Source organism: Gemmatimonadota bacterium, from assembly GCA_016719105.1.
Lineage (GTDB): Bacteria > Gemmatimonadota > Gemmatimonadetes > Gemmatimonadales > Gemmatimonadaceae > SCN-70-22.
In genome coordinates this window covers 122740-143868 of the sequence record JADKAQ010000013.1, presented here as the reverse complement: position 1 = coordinate 143868, position 21129 = coordinate 122740, and the positions used below count along the sequence as shown (strand labels likewise).

Sequence of the window (21129 nt, the reverse complement as noted above, 5' to 3'; positions counted from 1 at the left end):
CGCTGCGCTCGGTTCGTCACCGTCTGGCGAGGGCGATACGCACGGTCACGGCTACGCACCGCCTCCCCCCGTTTGGCCGCCGCGCGTTGGGGTGGCCGCGACCTACCCGATTGGGACGGGTTCATTGACAGCGGGGGCCAAGTGCCGTACTAAAGGGGCCTCCTGAGGCAGGGCGGCGCGCGCCGTTCGTTTTTTTGCGTCGACCAACCCCCGGTTCGTAGTGCGCGAGCCCACCTATCGTGCACCCCGCCATGCGTCAGGGCGCAGTGTGAAGCACGCAGGTCCAGGTCAGAGCAAGAGGTTTTTTCCACCACCTCATGCGGGAGGACGCATGAACAGACTCGTTCGCTGGGGAGGAACGCTGGTCGCCGCGCTCGCGGCGTCTTTAAGCGTGACTTCCACGACGCTGTACGCCCAGACGGGCGCCGGCGTCGGCACCATCGAAGGAACCGTGACCGATGCCGGCACGGGACGCCCGGTCGAGGGCGCCCAGGTCGGCTTGACCACGGCAGGAATCGGCGGCACGACGAACTCGCAGGGACGCTACCGCTTGCAGAACGTCCCGGCCGGTCGCGCCTTCGACGTTCGCGTTCGTATGGTAGGCTACTCGCCCTCCACGAGGGCGGTCTCCGTCAACGCGGGGCAGACCGTCACCGCCGACTTTGCCATCGCGCAGTCGGCGCTGCAGCTGCAGGCGGTCGTCACGACCGGCACCGCCGGCGCCACGGAAGTGAAGCGCCTCGGCAACTCGGTCGCCACGATCGATCCGCCGAAGTACGCCCCGATCAACTCTCCTTCGGAGCTCCTCCAGGGTCGTGAGCCGGGCGTCGTCGGCTTCACCTCGTCCGGCCTGGCCGGCGAGGGGATGAAGATCCGTATCCGCGGCAATGCGTCGCTGACGCAGTCCAACGAGCCGATCATCTTCGTCGACGGGTTGCGCATCAACTCGAACGGCTCGAGCTCGGGCGGCGCGTCGATTTCGCGCCTCGACGACATCGATCCGGCGACGATCGAGCGCATCGAGATCCTCAAGGGCGCGGCCGCGGCCACGCTGTACGGCACCGAAGCCTCCAACGGCGTGATCCAGATCTTCACCAAGCGTGGAGTGTCGGGGGAGCCCAAGTGGGACTTCCAGGTCAACGCCGACGCGTCGAACTATCCGACCAACCGCCTCGACGACAACTGGGGCTACGCCACGACGCAGGCCAAGGCCGACTCGCTCAAGAAGTTCTGGGGGCGTTCGGACATCACCCCGTTCAAGCCGTTCTCCGAAGCGCTCCTGCGCAACTACTTCGAGACTGGTCTCGGCACCACGGCGTCCGCCTCGGTGACCGGCGGGACGCAGAACCTGAACTACTTCCTGGCCGGCCGCTACAACAAGGATGACGGGCCGTTCGCCGCGCAGAAGCTCGGCGGCCTCGCCCACGACTTCATCCGCCGCAGCTCGGGGAACCTGAACATCAGCACCTTCCCGACCAGCAAGCTCCGCATCGGCGGCCGCGCGCAGTACGTGAACCAGTTCGCCGACCGCCCGCAGTACGGCAACAACATCTACTCGCCGATCACCCTCCTTGGATTCGGCAAGCCGGAGTTGGCCAACTGCATCAACTCCGACCCCACCGGGACCGACCCGGATCTGGGCGTCGCCTCACCCGGCAAGTGCAAGATCGCCGGCAACGAAGTCGGATCGCCGGGCGCCTTCGGCACCCCGCGCGAGACGGCCAAGAAGCTCTCGACGATCGGCGCCGACCGGTACCTGTCGGCCCTCGACGCGCAGTACACGCCGTTCCCCGAGCTCAACTTCCAGGGGACCGTCGGCGTCGACTACACGTCGGAAGTCACCACGAACTATCAGCCCTTCGGCTACAACGTCGACAAGATCATTGGCGACAACGTCCTCGGGCAGAAGGGGATCTACCAGTGGAACGATCGTGAAGTCACGGTCGACCTCAAGGGCAACTGGCAGCGCGATTTCGGCAAGTCCTTCAACTCGCAGTTCCTCGCGGGCGTGCAGGGCTTCATCTCGCGCCAGAAGTTCCCCGGCTCCAACGGCTACGACTTCCCGGGCCCGGGCGTCGCGGTCACCAACGCCACCGGCACGCAGTACGCCAACGACGGCGTGACGGAGACGGTGAACGGCGGCTACTTCGTCCAGGAGCAGATCGGCTACAAGAACTACCTGTTCGTCACCGGCGGCGCGCGCTACGACTACTCGTCGGCGTTCGGCAAGTCGGCGGCGGGCGTCGTCTACCCGAAGGTCTCGGTCTCGTTCGTCCCGACCGACTTCAAGGGTGGCGCGATCGGTCCGATCTCGTCGTGGCGCGTGCGCGCGGCCTGGGGCCAGTCCGGCCGCCAGCCCAGCGCTTTCGCCAAGTTCACGACCTTTGCGGCTGCCGGTGGTCCTGCGGGCCCGGGCCTTGGCCCGGATAACCTCGGCAACCCCGACCTGAAGCCCGAAGTCGCCACGGAAATCGAGGCGGGGACCGAGTTCGGCTTCTTCAACGACCGCCTCGGCTTCGAGCTGACGTGGTGGGACCGCAAGGTCAAGGACCTGCTGTACAACGTGCAGTATCCGCCGTCGGGCGGCTTCACCAACGCCCAGCTCACGAACATCGGCCAGCTCGACGCCAATGGTCTCGAGATTGGCGTGAAGGGCTTCGTGGTGCAGACCCCGGGGCTCTCGGTCGACCTGTTCGCCAACATCGCCTTCCTCGACCAGACCGTTGCGTCGCTGGGTGGTGCCCCGAACATCAAGGTGTCGGCCAACTACGCCCGCATCCGTAACTTCATCCGCGAGGGCTTTGCCCCGGGCCAGATCTTCGGCGCCAAGGTCAAGAGCGTGCCGAGCGGCTCGTATCCGTATGACGCCGGTCTCATCACCGGTGGCGTGGCCAACGGACAGGCGGCGACCGAAGCGCAGATGCTCGCGTATCTGTCGCGCTCGCGTTCGTACACGAACCTGTTCAACGGCTCGATCATCCTGCTCGAGAACGGGCTGGAGTCGAACCTCGGCAAGCCGACCCCGGACTACACCGGATCGTTTGGTGCGGCCGTGACGCTCCGTCGCAACTTCCGCATCAATACGCTCTTCGAGTACAAGGGCGGCAACTACACGTACTGGTGCCTCATCTGCGGCTTCCGCAATGCGTCGCCGCGTGGCAACAACTCCGAAGCGGCTGCCCGCGTGCAGTCGACGCTGGAGAACCCGGCTTCGACGGCGCAGCAGCGCCTCGCCGCCGCGAAGGAGTGGGTCTACGACCTGGCCTCGCTCACGCCGTACCAGGGGCTGAACGAAGTGTCGGACGGCTCGTTCGTCCGCATGCGCGAGCTTGAGCCTCACGTACACGGCGCCGCGCGGGTTGGCGGACAAGCTGCGTGCGCGCGAAATGGCGATCTCGCTCACCGCTCGTAACCTCTTCCTGTGGACCAAGTACCAGGGCGTCGATCCGGAAGTCACGAACTTCGGGCGCGCTGGCGGCGGTATCGACAACAACTTCCAGGACTCGGTCGATGCCTTCGGTCTTCCGGTGCCCCGCCGCATCGGTCTCTCTGTCCGCCTCGGCTTCTAAGGAGATCACAACGTGAATTACTCACGCATGACTCATAGCGGGACGGCGACGCGCATCGGGAAGGGAATCGTGGCGGGGCTCGGCCTGCTGATGGCCGGCGCCTGCACGTCGCTTCTCGACGTCGACAACCCGAACAACGTCTCCGCCGAGGCGCTCGATGACCCGGCGGCGGCAGCGGCGATCGTGCAGGGCGCCGAGAACATCGGTGGCAATGCACTGTCGTCCATGCTCAACTTCTACAGCCCGGCGACCGACGAGGCCTACTGGGTCGGCTCGCGCGACGACTATCGCCTGCTGGACTCCGGCGAGTTCGGGATCAACACCAACGAGTACGTGCAGTCGGCGTACCTCGTGGTGGCCCGCGCGCGCTGGATGGGCGACCAGGCGGTGTCGAAGGTGGCCAAGTTCAACGCCGACGGAAAGCTGCTGGACAAGCAGCTGCTCGTGCGCGCGTACCTGAATGCGGCCATCGTCTACAACGGCATTGCCGACAAGTACGACGACATCGCCTTCTCCGACCGCACGGTAGCCGGCAAGAACTTCGGCGAGCAGGGGATGGTCGCGCTGTACGACTCGGCGACCAAGTGGCTCGACGCCGCGCTCCCGCTCGCCACGGGGAACAACCGGGCTTCGGTGCTCGCCATGCGCGCCCGCACCAAGCACGCGCGTGCCGTGTGGCAGAAGCTCAACCCGCCGGGGACCACGCCGGCGAACCCGCTGGTGAACGACGCCGGTGCGGTGGCCGATGCCCAGGCGGCGTTGGCTGCCCGTAGCGGCGACTGGTACCTCGACGTCCTCACGAGCGACCTCAATGAGGGCGATGGGTCGGGCGGCGGCTTTGGCTTCGAGATGAACTCCCGCGTGGAGTACACCCCGAGCCAGGACCTCGCCCGTATCGATCCCAACAGCGGAAAGCCGCAGGCGATCATTGCGCCTGATCCGGTGACCAACCTGGTCGACGCGTCCGCGGTGAAGCAGATCACGCGCATCACGGCGGCGCTCAACCACCCGCCGCTCACGCAGGCCTCGACCCGCGAGATGTACCTGATCATCGCCGAAGGGGCACTGGCCGCTGGGCAGAACGCCGCCTTCGACACGGCGATCAACACGCTCCGCGCGCTGGACGGAAAGGCGGCCTATACCGGCGCCGGCCCGACCCGCGTGAAGCTCCTCGAGTGGGAGCGGCGCGTGCACCTGGTCTTCCAGGGGCGTCGCCTGAACGACATGTACCGCTTTGGCACGAAGGACCCGAAGTGGATCGCGGCCGCGTTGGCCTCGACCAAGCCGGGGTGCCTGTTCCCGATCCCGCTCATCGAGCGCGACGCGAACAAGCTGGTCACGGGTTCGCCGGTCTGCGCGAAGTAACACGCAGCACGGCGGCACCGTAGCACGGAACGCGCGAGGGGGGCCAATTCATTGGCCCCCCTCGTTGCGTTCGTGGCGCGCCCGGCAGGCGCAAAGTCGCGGCGTCGCGCGCCGATCAGGTCCCGGGCGGCGTTGGTGGGCGCATGGGGGTCCCGCTCACAAGACCGGCGGCCTTCGCGATGATGTACAGGAGGCCGAGCCCACCACCGATGAAGCCCGTGGCGGCGGCGATGGTGCGGCCGCGACTCAGCGATCGCTGGTGGATGTAGCGGATGTCTTCGCGCGCGAGCGTGATCTGATCGCCGGTCCACCGCGTCTCTCCCTCACCGCGGCGTCGCAGTGAGGTGATGCGCATCGACACGCCGTTGCTGCCACTCGTTTCGAGTGGACCGTCGAGCATGAGGACGTACGGGCCGATGGCCTTGGTGACGTTGGTCGTCCCGACGTCGGTGAGCTCGACGCGCACAAAGGTGTCGGCCGGCATCGAGGTGCCGGTCTGGACGTCCGTGTAGGTGTAGCAGCCAGCGGTGAGGACGGCGGCGCTGGCGATGCCGACGAGACCGGGAAGACGCATGGGCGACGACGAGAGGAGAGGGAAGGTGCGGAGAGCCGGCGTGAGGCCCGACGGGACCGCCGGGAGCGTACAGTGCGAGAGCCGGGACTCGAACCCGGACGGGTTTCCCCACTGGATCCTAAGTCCAGCGCGTCTACCAATTCCGCCACTCCCGCGGTGGCGACGCACGGTCGCCCGCAACGGCGAGAAGCTAACCGACCACTGCGGGGCCCGACAGCATGGGGCTCGACGACGGGCGCCCGCCGCGCACGACGCCCGCGCATCGGGGGCTCCCACCGGGTGACGCCAGTCAGGATAGCCTGCCCCAAAGCCAGGTCACCGTAGAACGGAGCCCGGCGCGCGATGGCGGGCCGGGCTCCAGATGAGACTCCGCGGGAGGGGGGGGACCCCTACCCGTGGTTGGGTTGGGCTAGGGGCGACTACTCGCCGCCGCCCACCTTGATCGTCTCGACACGCGTCGACTTCTGCTGCGCGTTGTACACGAGGAGGCTGACGAACTCACCGTTCCCGACCTTGGAGAGCGATGCGGCCAGATCGGCGGCAGAACGCACCGCCTTTCGGGGAGCGGGATAGATGACCTCCACGATGACATCGATGCCGCCAGGGAGGAAGTGCTGTCGCGCGCCACTCTGTGCATCGACGTCGATGACGCGAAGTCCGCGCCGCTCCTCGGGGATGCTCGCCTGTCGGGCGAACTCGGCACTGACCGGCTCCACCGTGATCCCGAGCTTGGACGACGTGGTGCCGGTCGGGGTGGGGGGCGTCTCCTCCTCGTTCCCTTCCGCGCGTGCCACCTGCTGCGGCTCGGTTGGTGCCTCGGCGAGCTTCACCTTGAACGTCTTGGTCTGCCCGTAGCGGAAGACTTCGACCTCGACCGTCTCGCCGGGTTCGTGCGAGCGGATGATGCGCTGCAGCGTCCCGACGCGGTCGGCGGGCTTGCCGTCGGCCTTGAGGATGATGTCGCCTTCCTGGAGCCCGGCGCGCTTGGCGGGGCTGTCGTCACCGGTGTAGCCACCGACTTGCACGCCGCGCACCTGCGGGAGCTTGGCGGCGGCCGCCTCGGCGGCGGTGACGTCACGGATGCTGACGCCGATGACCGCACGGCGGATGCGCCCGTGCTTGATGAGGTCATCCATGACGTCGCGCGCCAGGTTGACCGGGATGGCGAAGCCGTAGCCCTGGTAGTAGCCGGTGCGGGTGGCGATGGCCGAGTTGATGCCGATGACTTCACCGCGGATGTTGACGAGCGGGCCGCCCGAGTTGCCCGGGTTGATGGCGGCGTCGGTCTGGATGAAGTCGGAGATGGCGTACTGGTTGCGATTGATGTCGATGTCGTTGGTGCCGCGCCCCTTGGCGCTGACGATGCCGGCGGTGACGGTGTGGTCGAGGCCGAGCGGGTTGCCGATGGCCAGGACCCACTCGCCGACGTGCACCTGATCGTCGTTGCCTAACGTGGTGACAGGGAGGTTGCTGGCCCCGTCGATCTTGATGACGGCCACGTCGGTCGTGGAGTCGCGCCCGATGAGGCGCGCCTTGAACTCGCGGTTATCGGTGAGCTTGACCGTGAGCTTGTCGAAGTTGGCGACGACGTGGTTGTTGGTGAGGATGTAGCCGTCGGCCGAGACGATGAAGCCCGACCCGCTGGACTGCATGGGCTGCTCCTGCTGGCGCGGGTCGAACTGCTGGAAGAAGTCCTCGAGCCCCGGCGGCGCCTGACGGCGCGGGTTGCTGCGCTGGGTGCGCTTGGGTTCCGAGCGCTCGGCCTCGATGGAGACGACGGCCGGGGTGACGGTCTCGGAGATCCCGACGAACGAGGCGTTGAGCGACTCGACGTTGGCCGGCGGGGTGTAGGCCGGCGCGTTGCTCGCCGGGCGGAGGACCCCGTTGCGCGACTGCTGGGCGTACCCGAATCGCGTCAGGTCGAAGCCCGACGCGAAGACCAGCCCGCAGGCGAAGGCAATCGCGACGGCGCCGGCGAGCTTGAAGCGAGAGGAGATCGGTGACGACATAGGACTCCAGAAGACGAGAAGACGGGAAGACGGGAGGACGAGGTGAATCGAGCGAATCGAGCCTCCCGGCGGAGGGCGCGGCTCACCTTCAACTTCGTCCCTACGACACTAGTCACAGCTCGGCACCCATTTCGTTGCTACCCCACACTACCAAGAAAGCGCGAAGGCCGGTACACGTTTCCGCGAGACCGACCTTCGGACAGGGGTGGGCCGTCCGGGAGCGCCGTAGGAGGAAAGCTACGGCGCGTCCCTGAACCGCGGATTACGACTTCTTGCTCTCGTCGACGATTTCGTAGTCGGCCTCGACCACGTCGTCGCCCTTGGGCGGCTGCTGAGTCCCGGCGCCATCCGCGGCGGGCTCACCAGCGGGGGCTGCTCCCCGGCGGCCTGCTGCTGCGCGTAGAGCGAGCGTCCGGCCTCCTGGTAGGCGTTGTTGAGCTCCTCGAGCGCCGCCTTGATCTCGGCCATGTCGTCGCCGCGATGCGCCTTGCGGGCACGCTCCACGGCGCCGTCGAGGCGCGTCTTCATCTCAGGGGCCAGGCGCTCCGACCACTCCTTCGAGTTCTTCTCCACTTCGTAGGCCAGCGAGTCGAGGCGGTTGCGCGTGTCGATCTCCTCGCGACGCTTCTTGTCCTCGGTGGAGTTCTTCTCGGCGTCCTTCACCATGCGGTCGATCTCGTCCTTCGAGATGCCGCTGGAGGCCTCGATGCGGATCTTCTGCTCCTTGCCGGTCGCCTTGTCCTTGGCGGAGACGTGGAGAATGCCGTTGGCGTCGATGTCGAAGCCGACTTCGACCTGCGGCATGCCGCGCGGTGCCGGCGGGATCCCCGTGAGCTGGAACTTGCCGACCGTCTTGTTGTGGACGGCCAGTTCGCGCTCGCCCTGCAGGACGTGGATCTCGACCGTCGTCTGGTTGTCGTCGGCGGTGGAGAAGACGTCGGTCTTGCGGGTGGGGATCGTCGTGTTGCGCGGGATGAGCACCGTCATCACGCCGCCTAACGTCTCGATGCCGAGCGAGAGCGGGGTGACGTCGAGCAGGAGGACGTCCTTCTGTTCACCGGTGAGGACCGCGCCCTGTACGGCGGCGCCGATGGCGACCACTTCGTCCGGGTTCACGCCCTTGTTGGGTTCCTTGCCGAAGAAGTCCTTGACCACGGTCTGGATCTTCGGGATGCGCGTGGAGCCGCCGACGAGGAGGACCTCGTCGATCTCCGACGGCTTGAGCCCCGCGTCGGACAGCGCCTTCTTCATCGGCTCGAGCGTGCGCTGGATGAGGTCATCCACGAGCTGCTCGAACTTGGCGCGCGTGAGCGAGTAGTTGAGGTGCTTGGGCCCCGACTGGTCGGCGGTGATGAAGGGGAGATTGATGTCGGTCGACATGGTCGACGACAGCTCGCACTTCGCCTTCTCGGCCGCTTCCTTGAGGCGCTGGAGCGCCATCGGGTCCTTGGAGAGGTCGATGGCCTGGTCGCGCTTGAACTCGCTCACGAGCCAGTCGATGACGCGCTGGTCGAAGTCGTCGCCGCCCAGGTGGGTGTCACCGTTGGTCGACTTGACCTCGAACTGGCGGGTGCCGTCGACGTCGTAGAGTTCGAGCACGGAGATGTCGTACGTGCCACCGCCCAAGTCGAAGACGGCGACCTTCTCGTCCTTCTTCTTGTCGAGGCCGTAGGCGAGGGCGGCCGCGGTGGGCTCGTTGATGATGCGGAGCACTTCGAGCCCGGCGATCTTGCCGGCGTCCTTGGTCGCCTGACGTTGCGAATCGTTGAAATACGCCGGGACGGTGATGACCGCCTTGGTGACGGAGTGGCCGAGGTAGTCCTCGGCGGTCTGCTTCATCTTCTGGAGGATCATCGCCGAGATCTCGGGCGGCGTGAACTTCTTGCCCGAGACTTCAACGGCGACCTGGTCGTTGGCCCCCGACTGCACCCCGTACGGGACGCGCTTCGACTCCTCGGAGACCTCCGACATCTTGCGCCCCATGAAGCGCTTGATGGAGAAGACGGTGTTCTTGGGGTTGGTGACGGCCTGACGCTTGGCGATCTGCCCGACCAGGCGCTCGCCGTCCTTGGTGAAGCCGACGACGGATGGGGTGGTGCGTCCGCCCTCGGAGTTGGGGATCACGACCGGGTCGCCCCCCTCCATGACCGCGACGACCGAGTTGGTGGTCCCCAGGTCGATGCCGATAACCTTGTCTGCCATGATGGATTCCGAATGAGTAGATGGTCCGGGCTCTCGTACTCCCGCGCGCGTTCAGGGCAAGACCGGGACCGCAGAAGGGCGTCAGATTGGCAGGGAATTCTGTCTCAGATGCCGAGTTTGCGTGGTGTCTTGCGAAATCGGCGGGGGGGCGCGAGGGTGAGTCTGGCACAAATCGCCGCCCGCCATGATCCCACTTAGCGACGACAACCCGACCCTCCACCCCCCGTTCATGACGTACGCCCTGTTGGGGGCGATCGTCGGGACGTGGATTCTCGTGCAGGGGGGCGGGATGGACGCGACGCGTCTGGCGGCCACGGTCTGCGACTACGGGATGGTTCCGGGGGAGCTGACGCATGGGGCGTCGCTGGGCACCGGGGTCCCGATCGGCCCGGACATGGCGTGCGTGGTCGATGACCATGCGATCAACATCGTCACCCCGATCACGTCGATGTTCCTGCACGGCGGGTGGATGCACCTGCTGGGGAACTGCCTCTTCTTCTGGGTCTTCGGCAACAACGTCGAGGACAGCATGGGGCACCTGCGCTTTCTGGCGTTCTACCTGCTGTGTGGGCTGGCGGCGGCGGGGGCGCACGTGCTCCTCGACCCCGGGTCGCCGGTGCCGACGGTCGGGGCCTCGGGGGCGATCTCCGGGGTGATGGGGGCGTACCTGCTGCTCTATCCGCAGGTGCGAGTGAAGATGCTGATCCCGATCGTGATCTATCCGCTGATCGTGCACATGCGGGCGTGGATCGTCCTGCTCTGGTGGTTCGCGGTGCAGGTGCTGAGCGGGTTGCCGCAACTCATGTCGCTGCGCCGGGAGGTCTCGGGCGGTGTGGCGGTCTGGGCCCACGTCGGCGGGTTTGTGGCCGGGGTGCTCCTCATTCGTGCTTTCGAGGATCGCGAGATGGTGCGTCGTCGGCGGGCGGTGGCCGATGCTCGCCAGGTGTTCGACTGACGGTCGGGACGCACGAGCTCCCACTACCCCGGGGCCCACGTCTCCCCCACCTTTGCCGCATGCATCTGGCTCGCGTGCTCGGGCGCCTCGTGGCGACGGTGAAGCAGGAGACGCTGACGGCGATTCCGCTGCAGTGGATCCAGCCGCTGACGGCGGCCGGCGAGCTGGCGGGGAAGCCCATCGTCGCCATCGACCGCATTGGTTCTGGCCCGGGGGACGTGGTCGTCTACATCACGTCGCGTGAGGCGGCGATGACGCTCCCGGAGCCGATGGCGGCGGTTGACGCGGGGATCGTGGCCAAGGTCGACTGGTGCAACGTCACGCCGCAGGGGGCTCGTGTCGGGACCCCCTCGGAGCGGACGCTCGATGCCTGACCGCCGCGGGGGGCGATAGCGCGATGTTCCTGGCGCGAGTGGTCGGCGAGGTCATCGCGACGCATCGACACGGCGAGCTGGAGGGGCGCAAGCTCCTGCTGATCCGTCGGTTGTCGACGACCGGGCATGAGGAGGGAGGGGAGGTGGTCGCGCTGGACGTGATTGGCGTTGGGGTGGGGGAGCGCGTCCTTGTGGTGCAGGAGGGGGGGGCGGCGCGGTCGTTGTCGAAGAGCGCGCGCATTCCCGCGCAGGCGGTGGTGGTGGGGGTGGTGGATCGAGTGGACCTAGAGGACGGCGAAGTCCCGGAGGAGGGACGGTGACGGATAGACTGCAGGCGTTGGCGCGGGAGATTGCTCGGGAGTTGGCGGCGGGGGACCGCGCGGTGGCGGGGGTGGCGACGCGGGGGGCCCCCCCCGAGCGACACGATACCTCGATCACCGGAGCGCCCCCTCATCATTCCATTGCCGAGCGTAGCGTTTCCGCTCCGGCCAGCGGGCCGGCCGTCGCGCACACGCCACTCGTTGGCGCCCCGCCGGGCGTGACGTTCGTACGCCAGAACGCGCGCATGGCCGATTTCATCGACCATACGCTACTCAAGGCCGAAGCGACGGCACGAGAGATCGACAAGCTGTGCGACGAGGCGAAGGTGCATCGCTTCGCCGCGGTGTGCGTGAACCCGGTGTGGGTGTCACGCTGCGCCGAGCGCCTGCGCGGCATCCCGGTACAGGTGGCGACGGTGATCGGCTTCCCGTTAGGCGCCAACGCGCCCGAGACCAAGCGGCGCGAGGCGGCGCTCGCCGTGTCGCATGGGGCGACGGAGCTCGACATGGTCGTCGCGCTGGGCCACATCAAGAGTGGCGACTGGAACCACGTGGCGGACGACATCGCCGCGGTGGTGGACGGGGCGTCGGGGACGCTCGTGAAGGTGATCATCGAATCGGCGGCGCTGTCGCCGGTGGAGATCATCAAGGCGTGCGCGATTGCCCGGGAGATGCGGGCGCAGTACGTGAAGACATCGACCGGTTTCCACGCTGCGGGAGGGGCCAGCGCCGAAGCGGTAGCGCTGATGCGCCTGGTGGTGGGGGATGCGATGGGGGTCAAGGCCTCGGGTGGGGTCCGTGACTGCGAGGCGGCGCTCAAGATGATCGCCAACGGCGCGACGCGAATCGGGACGTCGAGTGGCGTGTCGATGGCAAAGTGCCTGGGGCAGGGGCCGTTGCCGCTGCACGACCTGCTGTCGCTCGCCTCGGAGCATTCCACCGGCTGCGCGACGTGTGCGGTTGGCGGCGCGGGGAAAGGGGGGAGCGGGGGGACGGGGCCGTACTAGGCGAATCGACGCGAAACCGGACGAATTCTCTCCTGCCGCCGGGCACACCGGCGGCATATTTTTTCGTCACTGTTCTGTATCGATTCCGTCACGGCACCGCGCGGTGGCTAGGCGCCCCCAGGGCGATTCGCGAGTGCGGCGCCGTCTCCCGATTGAGACCTCCCGTGGCTTTTCGCCTCATTCCGCGCGACGAAGGCTTCTTCGATCTCTTCAATGAGCTGTCCAAGAAGCTCATTGCGGCCGCCGCCCTCCTGAAGGACATGTTCACGCAGCCGGAGCGGCTGGACGAGATCGCGGCGCAGATCAAGGAAGTCGAACACGAAGCGGACCATATCACGCACGAAGTCAGCACCCGCCTCGACAAGAGCTTCATCACGCCGCTCGACCGCGAGGACATCCACAACCTCACGCAGGAACTCGACAACGTCGTCGACCTGATCGACGGGACAGCGCGTCGGGCGCAGATGTTCCACCTCGCCGAGTCGCGCGAGCCGGTCCGGAAGCTCTGCGATATCCTCTGCCAGTCGGTGCGGCAGCTCGAGAAGGCGGTGACCTCGATCAAGGATCCGCGCACCGTGGCGATTGCCACGCGCGAGGTGAAGCGACTGGAGGCCGAGGGGGACACCGTGTACCACAACGCGATGGGGCAGCTCTTCGCCGGTCGCCCGGATCCGCTCGACGTGATGAAGTGGAAGGAGATCTACGACACCGTCGAGGAGACGCTCGACCGCTGCCAGACGGTGGCCATCGTCCTCGAGAGCATCTCCCTCAAGAACTCGTAAGCCGTGGTCACCTACGTCATCGCGATCGTCCTGGTCGCGTTCGTGTTCGACTTCATCAACGGCTTTCACGACTCCGCCAACTCCATCGCCACCATCGTCGGGACGCGCGTCCTGAGCCCGCTGACGGCGGTGGTGTGGGCGGCGTTCTTCAACTTCGTGGCGGCCTTCACGGTGGGGACGGCAGTCGCCAAGACGATCGGGAAGGGGATGATCGACGTGTCGATCGTCACTCCGAACGTCATCCTGGGTGGGTTGCTGGGGGCGATCATCTGGAACCTGATCACCTGGTACTACGGCCTCCCCAGCAGCTCGTCGCACGCCTTGTTAGGCGGGTACGCCGGGGCGGCGGTGGCCAAGGCGGGATCGGGGGCGATCATCGTGGCCGGGTGGACGAAGACGATCATCTTCATCTTCCTCTCGCCGATCATCGGCATGGTGGCCGGCTACCTGCTGATGACGGCCATCTACTGGACCTTCCAGAAGGTGTCGCCGCGCAAGGTCGACGCCATCTTCCGGAAAGTGCAGCTGGCGAGCGCGGCGCTCTTCTCACTCTCGCACGGAGCCAACGATGCGCAGAAGACGATGGGGATCATCGTCGGCCTGCTCGTCTCGGCCAATGCGGCCTTTGCCAACGAGACGGGGTGGCTGCGCCACCTGTACGTCGCCAACAGCGATCACATTCCCTTCTGGGTGGAGATCGGTGCCTACACGGCGATTGCCACCGGGACGCTCTTTGGCGGCTGGCGCATCGTCCACACGATGGGGAGCCGGATCACGAAGCTCCGCCCGGTCGGTGGAAGTGCGGCCGAGACCGCTGGCGCCTTCGCGATCCTGCTGGCGACCAGGTTCGGTATCCCGGTGAGCACCACGCACACGATCACCGGGGCCATCATGGGAGTCGGGGCGACCAACCGCGTGAGCGCGGTGCGGTGGGGGATCGCCGGGCGCATCGTGTGGGCGTGGATCATGACGATCCCGGCGGCCGCTTCCATTTCGGCGCTCTGCCTCATGCTCCTGGAGCGGCTCGTCGCCGTGAAGTAGGCGGCGCGCGCGCCCCACGTCGCGGCCGTGTAACGGTTCGTGTAACAGCGTGCTTCCCGTATGGCTGGCGCCGCGTCGGGCTGCCAGCATTCACCGACCCCGAGAGCGCGATTCACGCGGGGGAGGAGCGAGTGAATGCACGAGGCTCGACGTTTCACCGATCGGTTTGGTTTTGCCTGGCAGGTCTGCGAGTTGGTGGCGCCTCGGCCCGGCGTGGTCCCGCGCGCCGATGCCCCAGCAGCCGGCGAGGGGTGGCTGTACTTCTTTTCGCGCGGAACGACGCTCGTGCTTCGCGACTATCCGCTGGCCTGGGCGGAGTTCTCGTGGAGCGAGCTGGAGGGGCTGCGTGAGCGTGCCCGGGTGCTCGGGAGCGACACGACCATCCGCCTGACGTCACGCCCACGGCGCGTCGACAACGCAACGGCGGCGTCGGCCTAGTCCCGCGCGCGGCATCGCGCCTCCCGCCGACGCGGGAGGCGCCCTGCGTCAGGTGCCGTGCACGACCGGCGGCGCCGCGCTCTACGCGCTCGCGGCCACCGGCGACGCACCGTGCCGAGCGATGACCTCGCGGTAGCTGTCATCGAGCCGGTCGAGCTCGTGCGACCAATCGAGCGCTTCCGCGGTGCTGCGAGCGCCGGCGCCTAACGTGGCGGCGCGATCGCGCTGGAGGGCGAGCGCGATCATGGCGCGGGCCATCGCCTCGACGTCGCCCGCAGGATAGGCCAACCCGTTCAGATCGTCGCGCAGGTGGTCGGCGACGCCCCCTGCTGGGGCGGCGATGACCGGGAGGCCGCTCGCCATCGCCTCGAGGATCACGAGCCCCAGCGTCTCCGTAACCGACGAAAAGACGAAGGCGTCGGCGCTGGCGTACAGACGTGGCAGCACTTCCCGGCGGTCGAGGTTCCCGAGGAAGGAGACGCCATCGCCCGCCTGCGCGCGCAGCGCGTCGGTCTTGGGGCCGGCACCCGCCACGACGAGGTGCACCGCGCCCTCGGGGAGTTGGGAGCGTGCGCGCTGGTACGCGGCCAGGATCAGATCCACCCCCTTCTCGGCGGCCAGGCGTCCGACGTGCAGGAAGATGAAGGTGTCGCGCCGGCCGTACGCGCGCCGCAGCGGATCGCTCCGGTGCCTGGGGTGGAACTGCGTGGTGTCCACGCCCCGTCCCCACACCTCCACATCGGGGGCTCCGAGCGTGCGCACATCGGCCGCCGCACTGGCAGAGGGAGTGTAGGTGCGAGCGGCGCGGCGGTGGAAGCGCGCGAGGTGCGAGGACACGGCGGGGCGCAGCCATCCCACGCCGTACGACTCGGTGTAGCGCGAGAAGTCCGTGTGGTACGACGTGACGACGGGGAGTCCGCGACGGTGGGCGAGTCGTTGGGCGAGCCAACCGATGGAAAACTCGGTCGCGCAGTGCACGAGGTCCGGGCGATGCCGGTCGACGAGCTCCGACAGGGCCGTGGCATTCGGCAGCGACAGCCGGATATCAGGATAGAAGGGGAGCGGGGCGCTGGGGAGGAGCAGGAGCTCGCGGGCCCCCGCGCGCATGACGTCGGGGGGGAAGGCGTCACGCATCGCGGTGGGATAGCGTGGGGCGGCCACGGTGACCTCCCATCCGCGCTCGGCGAGTCCAATGACGGACAGCGACGTGACGACGGAGACACCGTTGACCTGCGGCGGATAGGTGTCGGTGCAGACGAGCAGGCGAGGGGGTCTCGGCATCCGGGGCGATCCGGGTGGAGGTGAGCGACTCCGTGGCGGCCGTGCGGTGGCCGGTACGCGCGCGCGATGCATAACGAGTGATGCCGGTCGGTCACGGCCCGGTGACACACGTGTCACGAACGCCTGACGACGCGCGGCGGCGGGTGCGGTCGTTACGCAGCCGCAACGCGACCGTGCACGGCCGCATACGTGCGCGGCCGAGCTTCGCGGGTATTCGCGGCGTGTTTCGTCCATCGACAGGAGGAATGGTGCTGCCATCGCCCCGCGTGTCTCGCGTGATCGTCGTCGTGCTCGACGGCCTCCGGGCCGATGCCGTGCCGCTCCTGGCGCTGCGCCACGTGTCTCGCCTCGCGAGCGGTGGCGCCGCCAGCCTGGCGGCGCAAACGGTGGCCCCCTCCGTCACCGCGGCGGCCATGGGGTCGCTCCTGACCGGGGTTCGGCCAGCCGACCACGGCCTCACGAGCGATCGCTTCCGCATTCCCCGTCCGCGCGTCGCGTTGCAGCCGCTGCCGCGCGTGCTGGCGCAGCACCGCATCGGGTCGCACGCGTTCCTCGCCTCGGTCCCCTTCGGGTACGGCGCGATCGCAACGCGGCTGGCGCGCATGACGGGCGTCACCCACGCCACGTTTCGCGGGAGGGGGGCGGTCGAGATCCTCGCGGCGGCGCGGCCGGTGCTGGCGCGTGAGTCCACGGGGTTGTTCCTGCTGCACTGGCCCGACGCCGACCGCGCCGGCCACGCGCACGGCTGGCTCTCGCGCGAATACGTGGCCGCGGCGCGTGTCATGGACGAAGCGTTAGGCCTGCTCGACGTAGTCACGCGGGCCTCGGAGGATCCCGACACGCTGCTGGTCGTGATGGCGGACCATGGCGGCGGCGGGGCGGTCTTCCGCGACCACGACTCGGCGCACCCGCACGACCGAACCATCCCCCTCATCCTGGCGGGCGGGCGCGTGGTCTCGGGCGAGTTGGCCCCCTGCTCGTCGCTCCTCGACGTACCTGCCACGGTGGCGTGGGCGATGGGTGTCCCGGTGCCGGCGGGGTACGCCGGTCGGGCGATGGTCGAGGCCTTCATCCCTGCCGGGTCGACGGAACCGGCGGCCCGGCCGGCCATCCCGGCAGTCGCGCAGCGTTACGCCTTCGTGGCTCCCCGTTAGGCATTCCGCGACACCCCTGACCGAGGTTCCGGACATGGCGAACTCGCTTCTGACGCGGCTCAGCCGCGGCGATCGTGCGCTCTTCCTGCGACTCGCGCTGCAGGATGCGACCCCCATCCGCACGCGTCGCCTCTGGCGCGCGCTCACGCACCTGGGCGGGGCGCGCTGCACCATCGGCGTGTCGTTGGCGCCGCTGGCGATAGGTGGGGTGTGGCGCGACGGGGCGCTGCGCGCCCTGTCGATTCTCGTGGTGTCGCATCTCGTCGTGCAGCTCATCAAGCGCACGGTCGGGCGCCCGCGTCCATCGCTCGGGACGTCGTGCGAGGTGCTGATCGCCGAGCCCGATCGCTTTTCCTTTCCATCCGGGCATGCCGCGGCGGCGATGTCGGTCGCGATCGGTTTCGCGACGGCGTCGCCCGCGCTGGCGCCTGCACTCACGCTGTTGGCCGTGATCGTCGGATTTTCGCGCGTCGCCCTGGCGGTGCACTATCCTGGCGACGTCGTGGCAGGGCAGGTCCTGGCGATGCTCACCGCGCTCGTGCTCGGCGCCTGGTGACCACGATTCTCGAGGCGGCCGGGCGGCCGGGAGCGATTGCTCCGGCCACGCCCCTGCCGGCCATCGCGCGCACGGCGCGTGTCGAGTTGGGGCGCGCTCCACTTCCGCCGATCGATCGCCCGCACGCCGAACTGACGATCCTCGACGTTACCAAGTGGTTCGGGGAGACGAGCGGCGGCGTGCGCACGTACCTGACGGAGAAGGCGCGCTACGTGTCGGAGCGGGAGGGGTTGCGGCAGGTGCTGGTCGTTCCGGGGCCGTTCGATGGATACGCACTGGGCGACGGGGTGCGTACCTACCGGTTGCAGGGGCCGCGCATTCCCACGCAGACGGCGTACCGCTTCCTGTTCGCCACGCGCAGCACGCGTCGCATCGTCGAGCATGAGCGTCCGGACGTGATCGAGGTGGGGTCGCCGTTCTTTGTCCCGTGGGTGACGGCGATCGCCGCTCGCCGGCTGCAGGCGCCGATGGTGGCCTTTCACCATACCAGCCTTGCCGGGCTGCCGGCGTCGCTGGCCATGCCGGAACCGTTCGCGCGGCTGGCGCGCGCCGGCGCCGCGGGCTACCTCCGCCGATTGAATCGGCTCTTCCGCACCACGATGGTGGCGTCCGACTACGCGGCGGGGGAGCTGCGTCGCATGGGGATCGAGCGCGTGTCGCGCGTGGCGTTAGGCGTGGACCTGGCGCACTTCCACCCCGTCCGTCGAGCGGCGCGCGATCACACGCGGCGGCGCTTCGGGCTCCCGGTGGACCGGCCGGTGGCGCTGTACATCGGGCGGTTGGCCCCCGAGAAGTCGCTGGAGGTCGTACTGGATGCGTGGTCGGAGGTCGCGCGGCAGTCGGGGGCGCGCCTCGTGATCGTCGGGGCGGGGGCGACGGAGCGCGCGCTGCGTGCCCGCATGCGCGCGCAGTCGGGCGACGCCGACGTGACGTGGCTGCCGTTCGTCGCCGATCGGGAGATGGTGGCACGGTTGCACGCGTGCGCCGACGTGTACGTCTCGCCCGGCGCGGTGGAGACGTTCGGCCTCTCGGCGCTGGAGGCGCTGGCCTCCGGCGTCCCCGTCGTGTCCGCGGCACACGGCGGCGGATGGGAGCTGGTCCAACGATCGAAAGCCGGGGTGGGGTACGAGCCGGGATCGTCGGGCGATGCGACCCGGGCGCTGCTGGACGCGCTCACCCCCGATGGCGGGGTGCGCGGGGCGCTGGGGCGCGCCTACGCCGAGCGTGAGCATGGGTGGAACACCGTCCTTGACCGGCTCTTTGCCGTCTACCGTGAGGTCCTGCACCGATGACCGTGCTCGTGTCGATCCATGACGTCGCGCCACCCTTCACCCGCCAGCTGCACGAACTCTGGTCGCTGTGCATCGGGCTGGGGGTGCGGCCGGCGTTGCTGGTGGTTCCCAACTGGCACGGTGCCCATCCCCTGGAGGGCGATCGCCGATTCGTCGATTGGCTGTTCGCGCGGGCCGACCAGGGGGCGCGCATCTTCCTGCACGGCGAACGCCACGACGAGCAAGAGAGCGCGCGCGGGGTGATGGACGAATGGCGCGCGCTCGGGCGGACCGCGCGCGAGGGGGAGTTCCTGACGCTGGACTACGCCGCGGCGCGGGCGCGAATCGCGCGCGGGCTGGGGACGCTCGCGCGGTGCGGGCTTTCGCCGATCGGCTTCGTCCCGCCGGCCTGGCTGGCGCGCGCCGCCACGCGTGAGGCGGCGCGTGACGCGGGGCTGGCGCTGGCCGAGGACGAACGGCGGGTGTACCTGCTGCAGGAAGGGCGGTCGTTCAGCGCCCCAGCGGTGCGATGGAGTGCCCGGTCGTCGTGGCGCGCCATGATGTCGTCGCTGGTGGCCGATGCGCGCTGGCACGCGCACCGGACGTCGCCCTTGGTTCGCCTCGCCTTGCACCCGACGGACATGGATCACCCGGAGACGCGGCGCTCGCTGGAGCGCTCGATGCAGCGGTGGCTGCAGTTCCGGCAAGGCGACGGCTATGGCTCGCTGGCCGCCATTCGCGCGTCGGCGCGCGGGGCTGCCTGACCATGACCGAGCGGACGGAGGTGACCGTGCCCGCGACACACAGCTGGCGCGTCGCGCGCGCGATGCGACGGGGGGAGGAGGGGCTCGCGCCGCCCGTGTCGCGGAGCGGCGCCTGGCCGTCGCCGTCCGAGGTGACGCGCGGGTCGACGCCGGTGGAGGCCTCGGCCGGGGTGCGGCTCGATGGCGTGCGGCTGGCGTTGGTCACCGACACGTTTCTCCCGCAGGTCAACGGCGTGACGCGCACCCTCGACCGGTTGGTGCGGACCGTGGGGGCGCGCGGGGGGGCGGTCGAGGTCTTCACGTCGGACGATCCGGCGGCGACGCCGTCGGCGCATGTACGTCGATTCCCGAGCGTGGCCTTCTGGGGGTATCCGGAATTGCGGCTGGCGGCGCCCGGCTCGCGGCGGCTCGGCGAGGCGATGCGACGCTGGGGGGCGACGCTGGTGCATGCGGCCACCCCCTTCGGAATGGGTTTGGCGGCGCGACGCGCGGCGCAGCGCGGGAGCATCCCGCTCGTGACGTCGTACCACACGCACTTCACCGCGTACGCCCACTTCTACCAACTCGGCCTGCTCAGCCGGCCGGGGTGGCGTTTCCTAAGGTGGTTCCACAACAGCGGCGCGCGGACCTTCTGCCCCACGGCGACCGTGGCGGCGGAACTCGAACGCCACGGCTTCGAGCGGACGGCGGTGTGGGGGCGTGGCGTGGATACGGAGACCTTCTCGCCCGAGTGGCGCACTCCGCGGTTGCGTTCGGCCTTTGGCCTGCGCGAACACGACCTGGTGGTGCTCTACGTGGGGCGTGTGGCCCGCGAAAAGGGGATCGACGATGCGATCGACGCCATGCGCCTCCTGCAGGCACTGCCCGACGCGCCGCCATGCCGGCTGCTCGTCGTTGGCGATGGGCCGCACCTGGCGGCGTGCCGGGCGCGCGCCGGCGAGACGGTCACCTTCGCCGGGCACCGCAGCGGCGAGGAGCTGTCGCGCTTGTATGCGACGGCCGACGTCTTCGTCTTCCCGTCGACGACGGACACCTTCGGCAACGTGACGCTGGAGGCGATGGCGAGCGGTCTTCCGGTGGTCGCGGCCGACAGTGCGGTGACGCGCGAGCTGATGGTACCCGGGGCCGGTTCGTTCTACACGCCGGGGGACGCGAGCGGACTGGCGGCGCACATCGCCCGCTGGGGGCGCGACCCGGCGATGCGGCGCGCGGCGGGGCGGCGGGGGCGAGAGGGGGCGCGGGCGCGCAGCTGGGACTGCGTCTTCGATGCGCTGTTCGCCGACTACCTTGCGGCCGTAAAGGAAGGGGCACGGCGCCCGTAACTCCTCAACTGACAACCAGTTGACGCAAACCGGCCTCGGCCGGCGTTGCAGCTTCGTGACACGCCGGTGACCCTTCCGTCATTAGCTTGCACGGGGAGATTTCCCACAACTGCCCGAGTGCGAGTGAGCGTCCCCGAGCCCGCGA

Annotated in this window: 18 protein-coding genes, 1 tRNA gene and 1 pseudogene; 15 read left to right on the top strand and 5 right to left on the bottom strand. The window is 68.7% G+C overall.

What is annotated here, in order from left to right:
• Positions 1-331 precede the first annotated feature (331 nt).
• The 3 genes from IPN47_13630 to IPN47_13620 are packed head-to-tail and all read left to right on the top strand — an operon-like array spanning position 332 to position 4934.
• Complete coding sequence (locus IPN47_13630) at positions 332-3412, top strand: TonB-dependent receptor (protein ID MBK9409054.1); 3081 nt, start codon at positions 332-334, stop codon at positions 3410-3412.
• On the top strand, positions 3387-3569 hold the full coding sequence (locus IPN47_13625) for a hypothetical protein (protein MBK9409053.1): 183 nt from the start codon (positions 3387-3389) through the stop codon (positions 3567-3569). The genes IPN47_13630 and IPN47_13625 overlap by 26 nt, the downstream gene beginning before the upstream one ends.
• A 27-nt stretch (positions 3570-3596) precedes the next feature.
• Positions 3597-4934 carry a hypothetical protein gene (locus tag IPN47_13620; GenBank protein ID MBK9409052.1) on the top strand — a complete coding sequence of 446 codons (1338 nt, stop codon included), beginning with the start codon at positions 3597-3599 and terminating at the stop codon, positions 4932-4934.
• Between the two features lie 115 nt (positions 4935-5049).
• Here IPN47_13620 and IPN47_13615 read toward each other — a convergent pair whose 3' ends face one another.
• From IPN47_13615 to dnaK, 4 genes and pseudogenes are all read right to left on the bottom strand, one after another.
• On the bottom strand, positions 5050-5508 hold the full coding sequence (locus tag IPN47_13615) for a hypothetical protein (protein MBK9409051.1): 459 nt from the start codon (positions 5506-5508) through the stop codon (positions 5050-5052).
• Between the two features lie 73 nt (positions 5509-5581).
• Positions 5582-5663, bottom strand: a tRNA-Leu gene (locus IPN47_13610).
• Positions 5664-5927: 264 nt separating this feature from the next.
• A complete protein-coding gene (locus IPN47_13605; GenBank protein MBK9409050.1) occupies positions 5928-7517 on the bottom strand; it encodes a Do family serine endopeptidase in 1590 nt (529 codons plus the stop codon).
• A gap of 262 nt (positions 7518-7779) precedes the next feature.
• Positions 7780-9719, bottom strand: a pseudogene (gene dnaK / locus IPN47_13600) (molecular chaperone DnaK).
• Between the two features lie 184 nt (positions 9720-9903).
• Between dnaK and IPN47_13595 the strand changes: the two are divergent.
• The 7 genes from IPN47_13595 (at position 9904) to IPN47_13565 (ending at position 14636) form a co-directional block, all read left to right on the top strand.
• Positions 9904-10674 carry a rhomboid family intramembrane serine protease gene (locus tag IPN47_13595; protein MBK9409049.1) on the top strand — a complete coding sequence of 257 codons (771 nt, stop codon included), beginning with the start codon at positions 9904-9906 and terminating at the stop codon, positions 10672-10674.
• Between the two features lie 59 nt (positions 10675-10733).
• Complete coding sequence (locus IPN47_13590; protein MBK9409048.1) at positions 10734-11048, top strand: EutN/CcmL family microcompartment protein; 315 nt, start codon at positions 10734-10736, stop codon at positions 11046-11048.
• A 23-nt stretch (positions 11049-11071) separates the two neighbouring features.
• Positions 11072-11368: a EutN/CcmL family microcompartment protein gene (locus IPN47_13585; GenBank protein ID MBK9409047.1), complete on the top strand. Its 297-nt coding sequence runs from the start codon at positions 11072-11074 to the stop codon at positions 11366-11368.
• A gap of 245 nt (positions 11369-11613) precedes the next feature.
• The gene (gene deoC / locus IPN47_13580; GenBank protein ID MBK9409046.1) at positions 11614-12375 is read left to right on the top strand and encodes a deoxyribose-phosphate aldolase; all 762 of its coding nucleotides are present in this window, start codon (positions 11614-11616) and stop codon (positions 12373-12375) included.
• 164 nt (positions 12376-12539) lie between these two features.
• Positions 12540-13157 (top strand): DUF47 domain-containing protein, encoded by a 618-nt coding sequence (locus tag IPN47_13575; GenBank protein ID MBK9409045.1) that lies wholly within the window; start codon positions 12540-12542, stop codon positions 13155-13157.
• 3 nt (positions 13158-13160) lie between these two features.
• On the top strand, positions 13161-14198 hold the full coding sequence (locus IPN47_13570; protein ID MBK9409044.1) for an inorganic phosphate transporter: 1038 nt from the start codon (positions 13161-13163) through the stop codon (positions 14196-14198).
• Between the two features lie 135 nt (positions 14199-14333).
• The gene (locus IPN47_13565) at positions 14334-14636 is read left to right on the top strand and encodes a hypothetical protein (GenBank protein MBK9409043.1); all 303 of its coding nucleotides are present in this window, start codon (positions 14334-14336) and stop codon (positions 14634-14636) included.
• A gap of 81 nt (positions 14637-14717) precedes the next feature.
• On the opposite strand, the gene IPN47_13560 is transcribed toward IPN47_13565, so the two are convergent.
• A complete protein-coding gene (locus IPN47_13560) occupies positions 14718-15917 on the bottom strand; it encodes a glycosyltransferase family 1 protein (GenBank protein ID MBK9409042.1) in 1200 nt (399 codons plus the stop codon).
• Between the two features lie 266 nt (positions 15918-16183).
• Between IPN47_13560 and IPN47_13555 the strand changes: the two genes are divergently transcribed.
• From IPN47_13555 to IPN47_13535, 5 genes are read left to right on the top strand one after another with little or no spacing between them, the layout of a single operon-like run.
• Entirely contained in the window at positions 16184-17071 is an 888-nt protein-coding gene (locus IPN47_13555) for an alkaline phosphatase family protein (protein ID MBK9409041.1), read from the top strand.
• A 34-nt stretch (positions 17072-17105) separates the two neighbouring features.
• Positions 17106-17627, top strand: a complete 522-nt coding sequence (locus tag IPN47_13550) for a phosphatase PAP2 family protein (GenBank protein MBK9409040.1) — start codon at positions 17106-17108, stop codon at positions 17625-17627.
• Positions 17624-18919, top strand: coding sequence for a glycosyltransferase (locus IPN47_13545; GenBank protein MBK9409039.1), 1296 nt, complete (start codon positions 17624-17626; stop codon positions 18917-18919). The genes IPN47_13550 and IPN47_13545 overlap by 4 nt, the downstream gene beginning before the upstream one ends.
• Positions 18916-19662: a polysaccharide deacetylase family protein gene (locus IPN47_13540; GenBank protein MBK9409038.1), complete on the top strand. Its 747-nt coding sequence runs from the start codon at positions 18916-18918 to the stop codon at positions 19660-19662. The genes IPN47_13545 and IPN47_13540 overlap by 4 nt, the downstream gene beginning before the upstream one ends.
• Positions 19663-19688: 26 nt before the next feature.
• Positions 19689-20984: a glycosyltransferase family 1 protein gene (locus IPN47_13535; protein ID MBK9409037.1), complete on the top strand. Its 1296-nt coding sequence runs from the start codon at positions 19689-19691 to the stop codon at positions 20982-20984.
• The last annotated feature ends 145 nt before the right edge of the window (positions 20985-21129 follow it).

Coding starts and splice junctions, on each gene's coding strand:
- IPN47_13630 (MBK9409054.1), top strand. CDS start 332: ATGAACAGACTCGTTCGCTGGGGAGGAACGCTGGTCGCCGCGCTCGCG.
- IPN47_13625 (MBK9409053.1), top strand. CDS start 3,387: ATGGCGATCTCGCTCACCGCTCGTAACCTCTTCCTGTGGACCAAGTAC.
- IPN47_13620 (MBK9409052.1), top strand. CDS start 3,597: ATGACTCATAGCGGGACGGCGACGCGCATCGGGAAGGGAATCGTGGCG.
- IPN47_13615 (MBK9409051.1), bottom strand. CDS start 5,508: ATGCGTCTTCCCGGTCTCGTCGGCATCGCCAGCGCCGCCGTCCTCACC.
- IPN47_13605 (MBK9409050.1), bottom strand. CDS start 7,517: ATGTCGTCACCGATCTCCTCTCGCTTCAAGCTCGCCGGCGCCGTCGCG.
- IPN47_13595 (MBK9409049.1), top strand. CDS start 9,904: ATGATCCCACTTAGCGACGACAACCCGACCCTCCACCCCCCGTTCATG.
- IPN47_13590 (MBK9409048.1), top strand. CDS start 10,734: ATGCATCTGGCTCGCGTGCTCGGGCGCCTCGTGGCGACGGTGAAGCAG.
- IPN47_13585 (MBK9409047.1), top strand. CDS start 11,072: ATGTTCCTGGCGCGAGTGGTCGGCGAGGTCATCGCGACGCATCGACAC.
- deoC (MBK9409046.1), top strand. CDS start 11,614: ATGGCCGATTTCATCGACCATACGCTACTCAAGGCCGAAGCGACGGCA.
- IPN47_13565 (MBK9409043.1), top strand. CDS start 14,334: ATGCACGAGGCTCGACGTTTCACCGATCGGTTTGGTTTTGCCTGGCAG.
- IPN47_13560 (MBK9409042.1), bottom strand. CDS start 15,917: ATGCCGAGACCCCCTCGCCTGCTCGTCTGCACCGACACCTATCCGCCG.
- IPN47_13550 (MBK9409040.1), top strand. CDS start 17,106: ATGGCGAACTCGCTTCTGACGCGGCTCAGCCGCGGCGATCGTGCGCTC.
- IPN47_13540 (MBK9409038.1), top strand. CDS start 18,916: ATGACCGTGCTCGTGTCGATCCATGACGTCGCGCCACCCTTCACCCGC.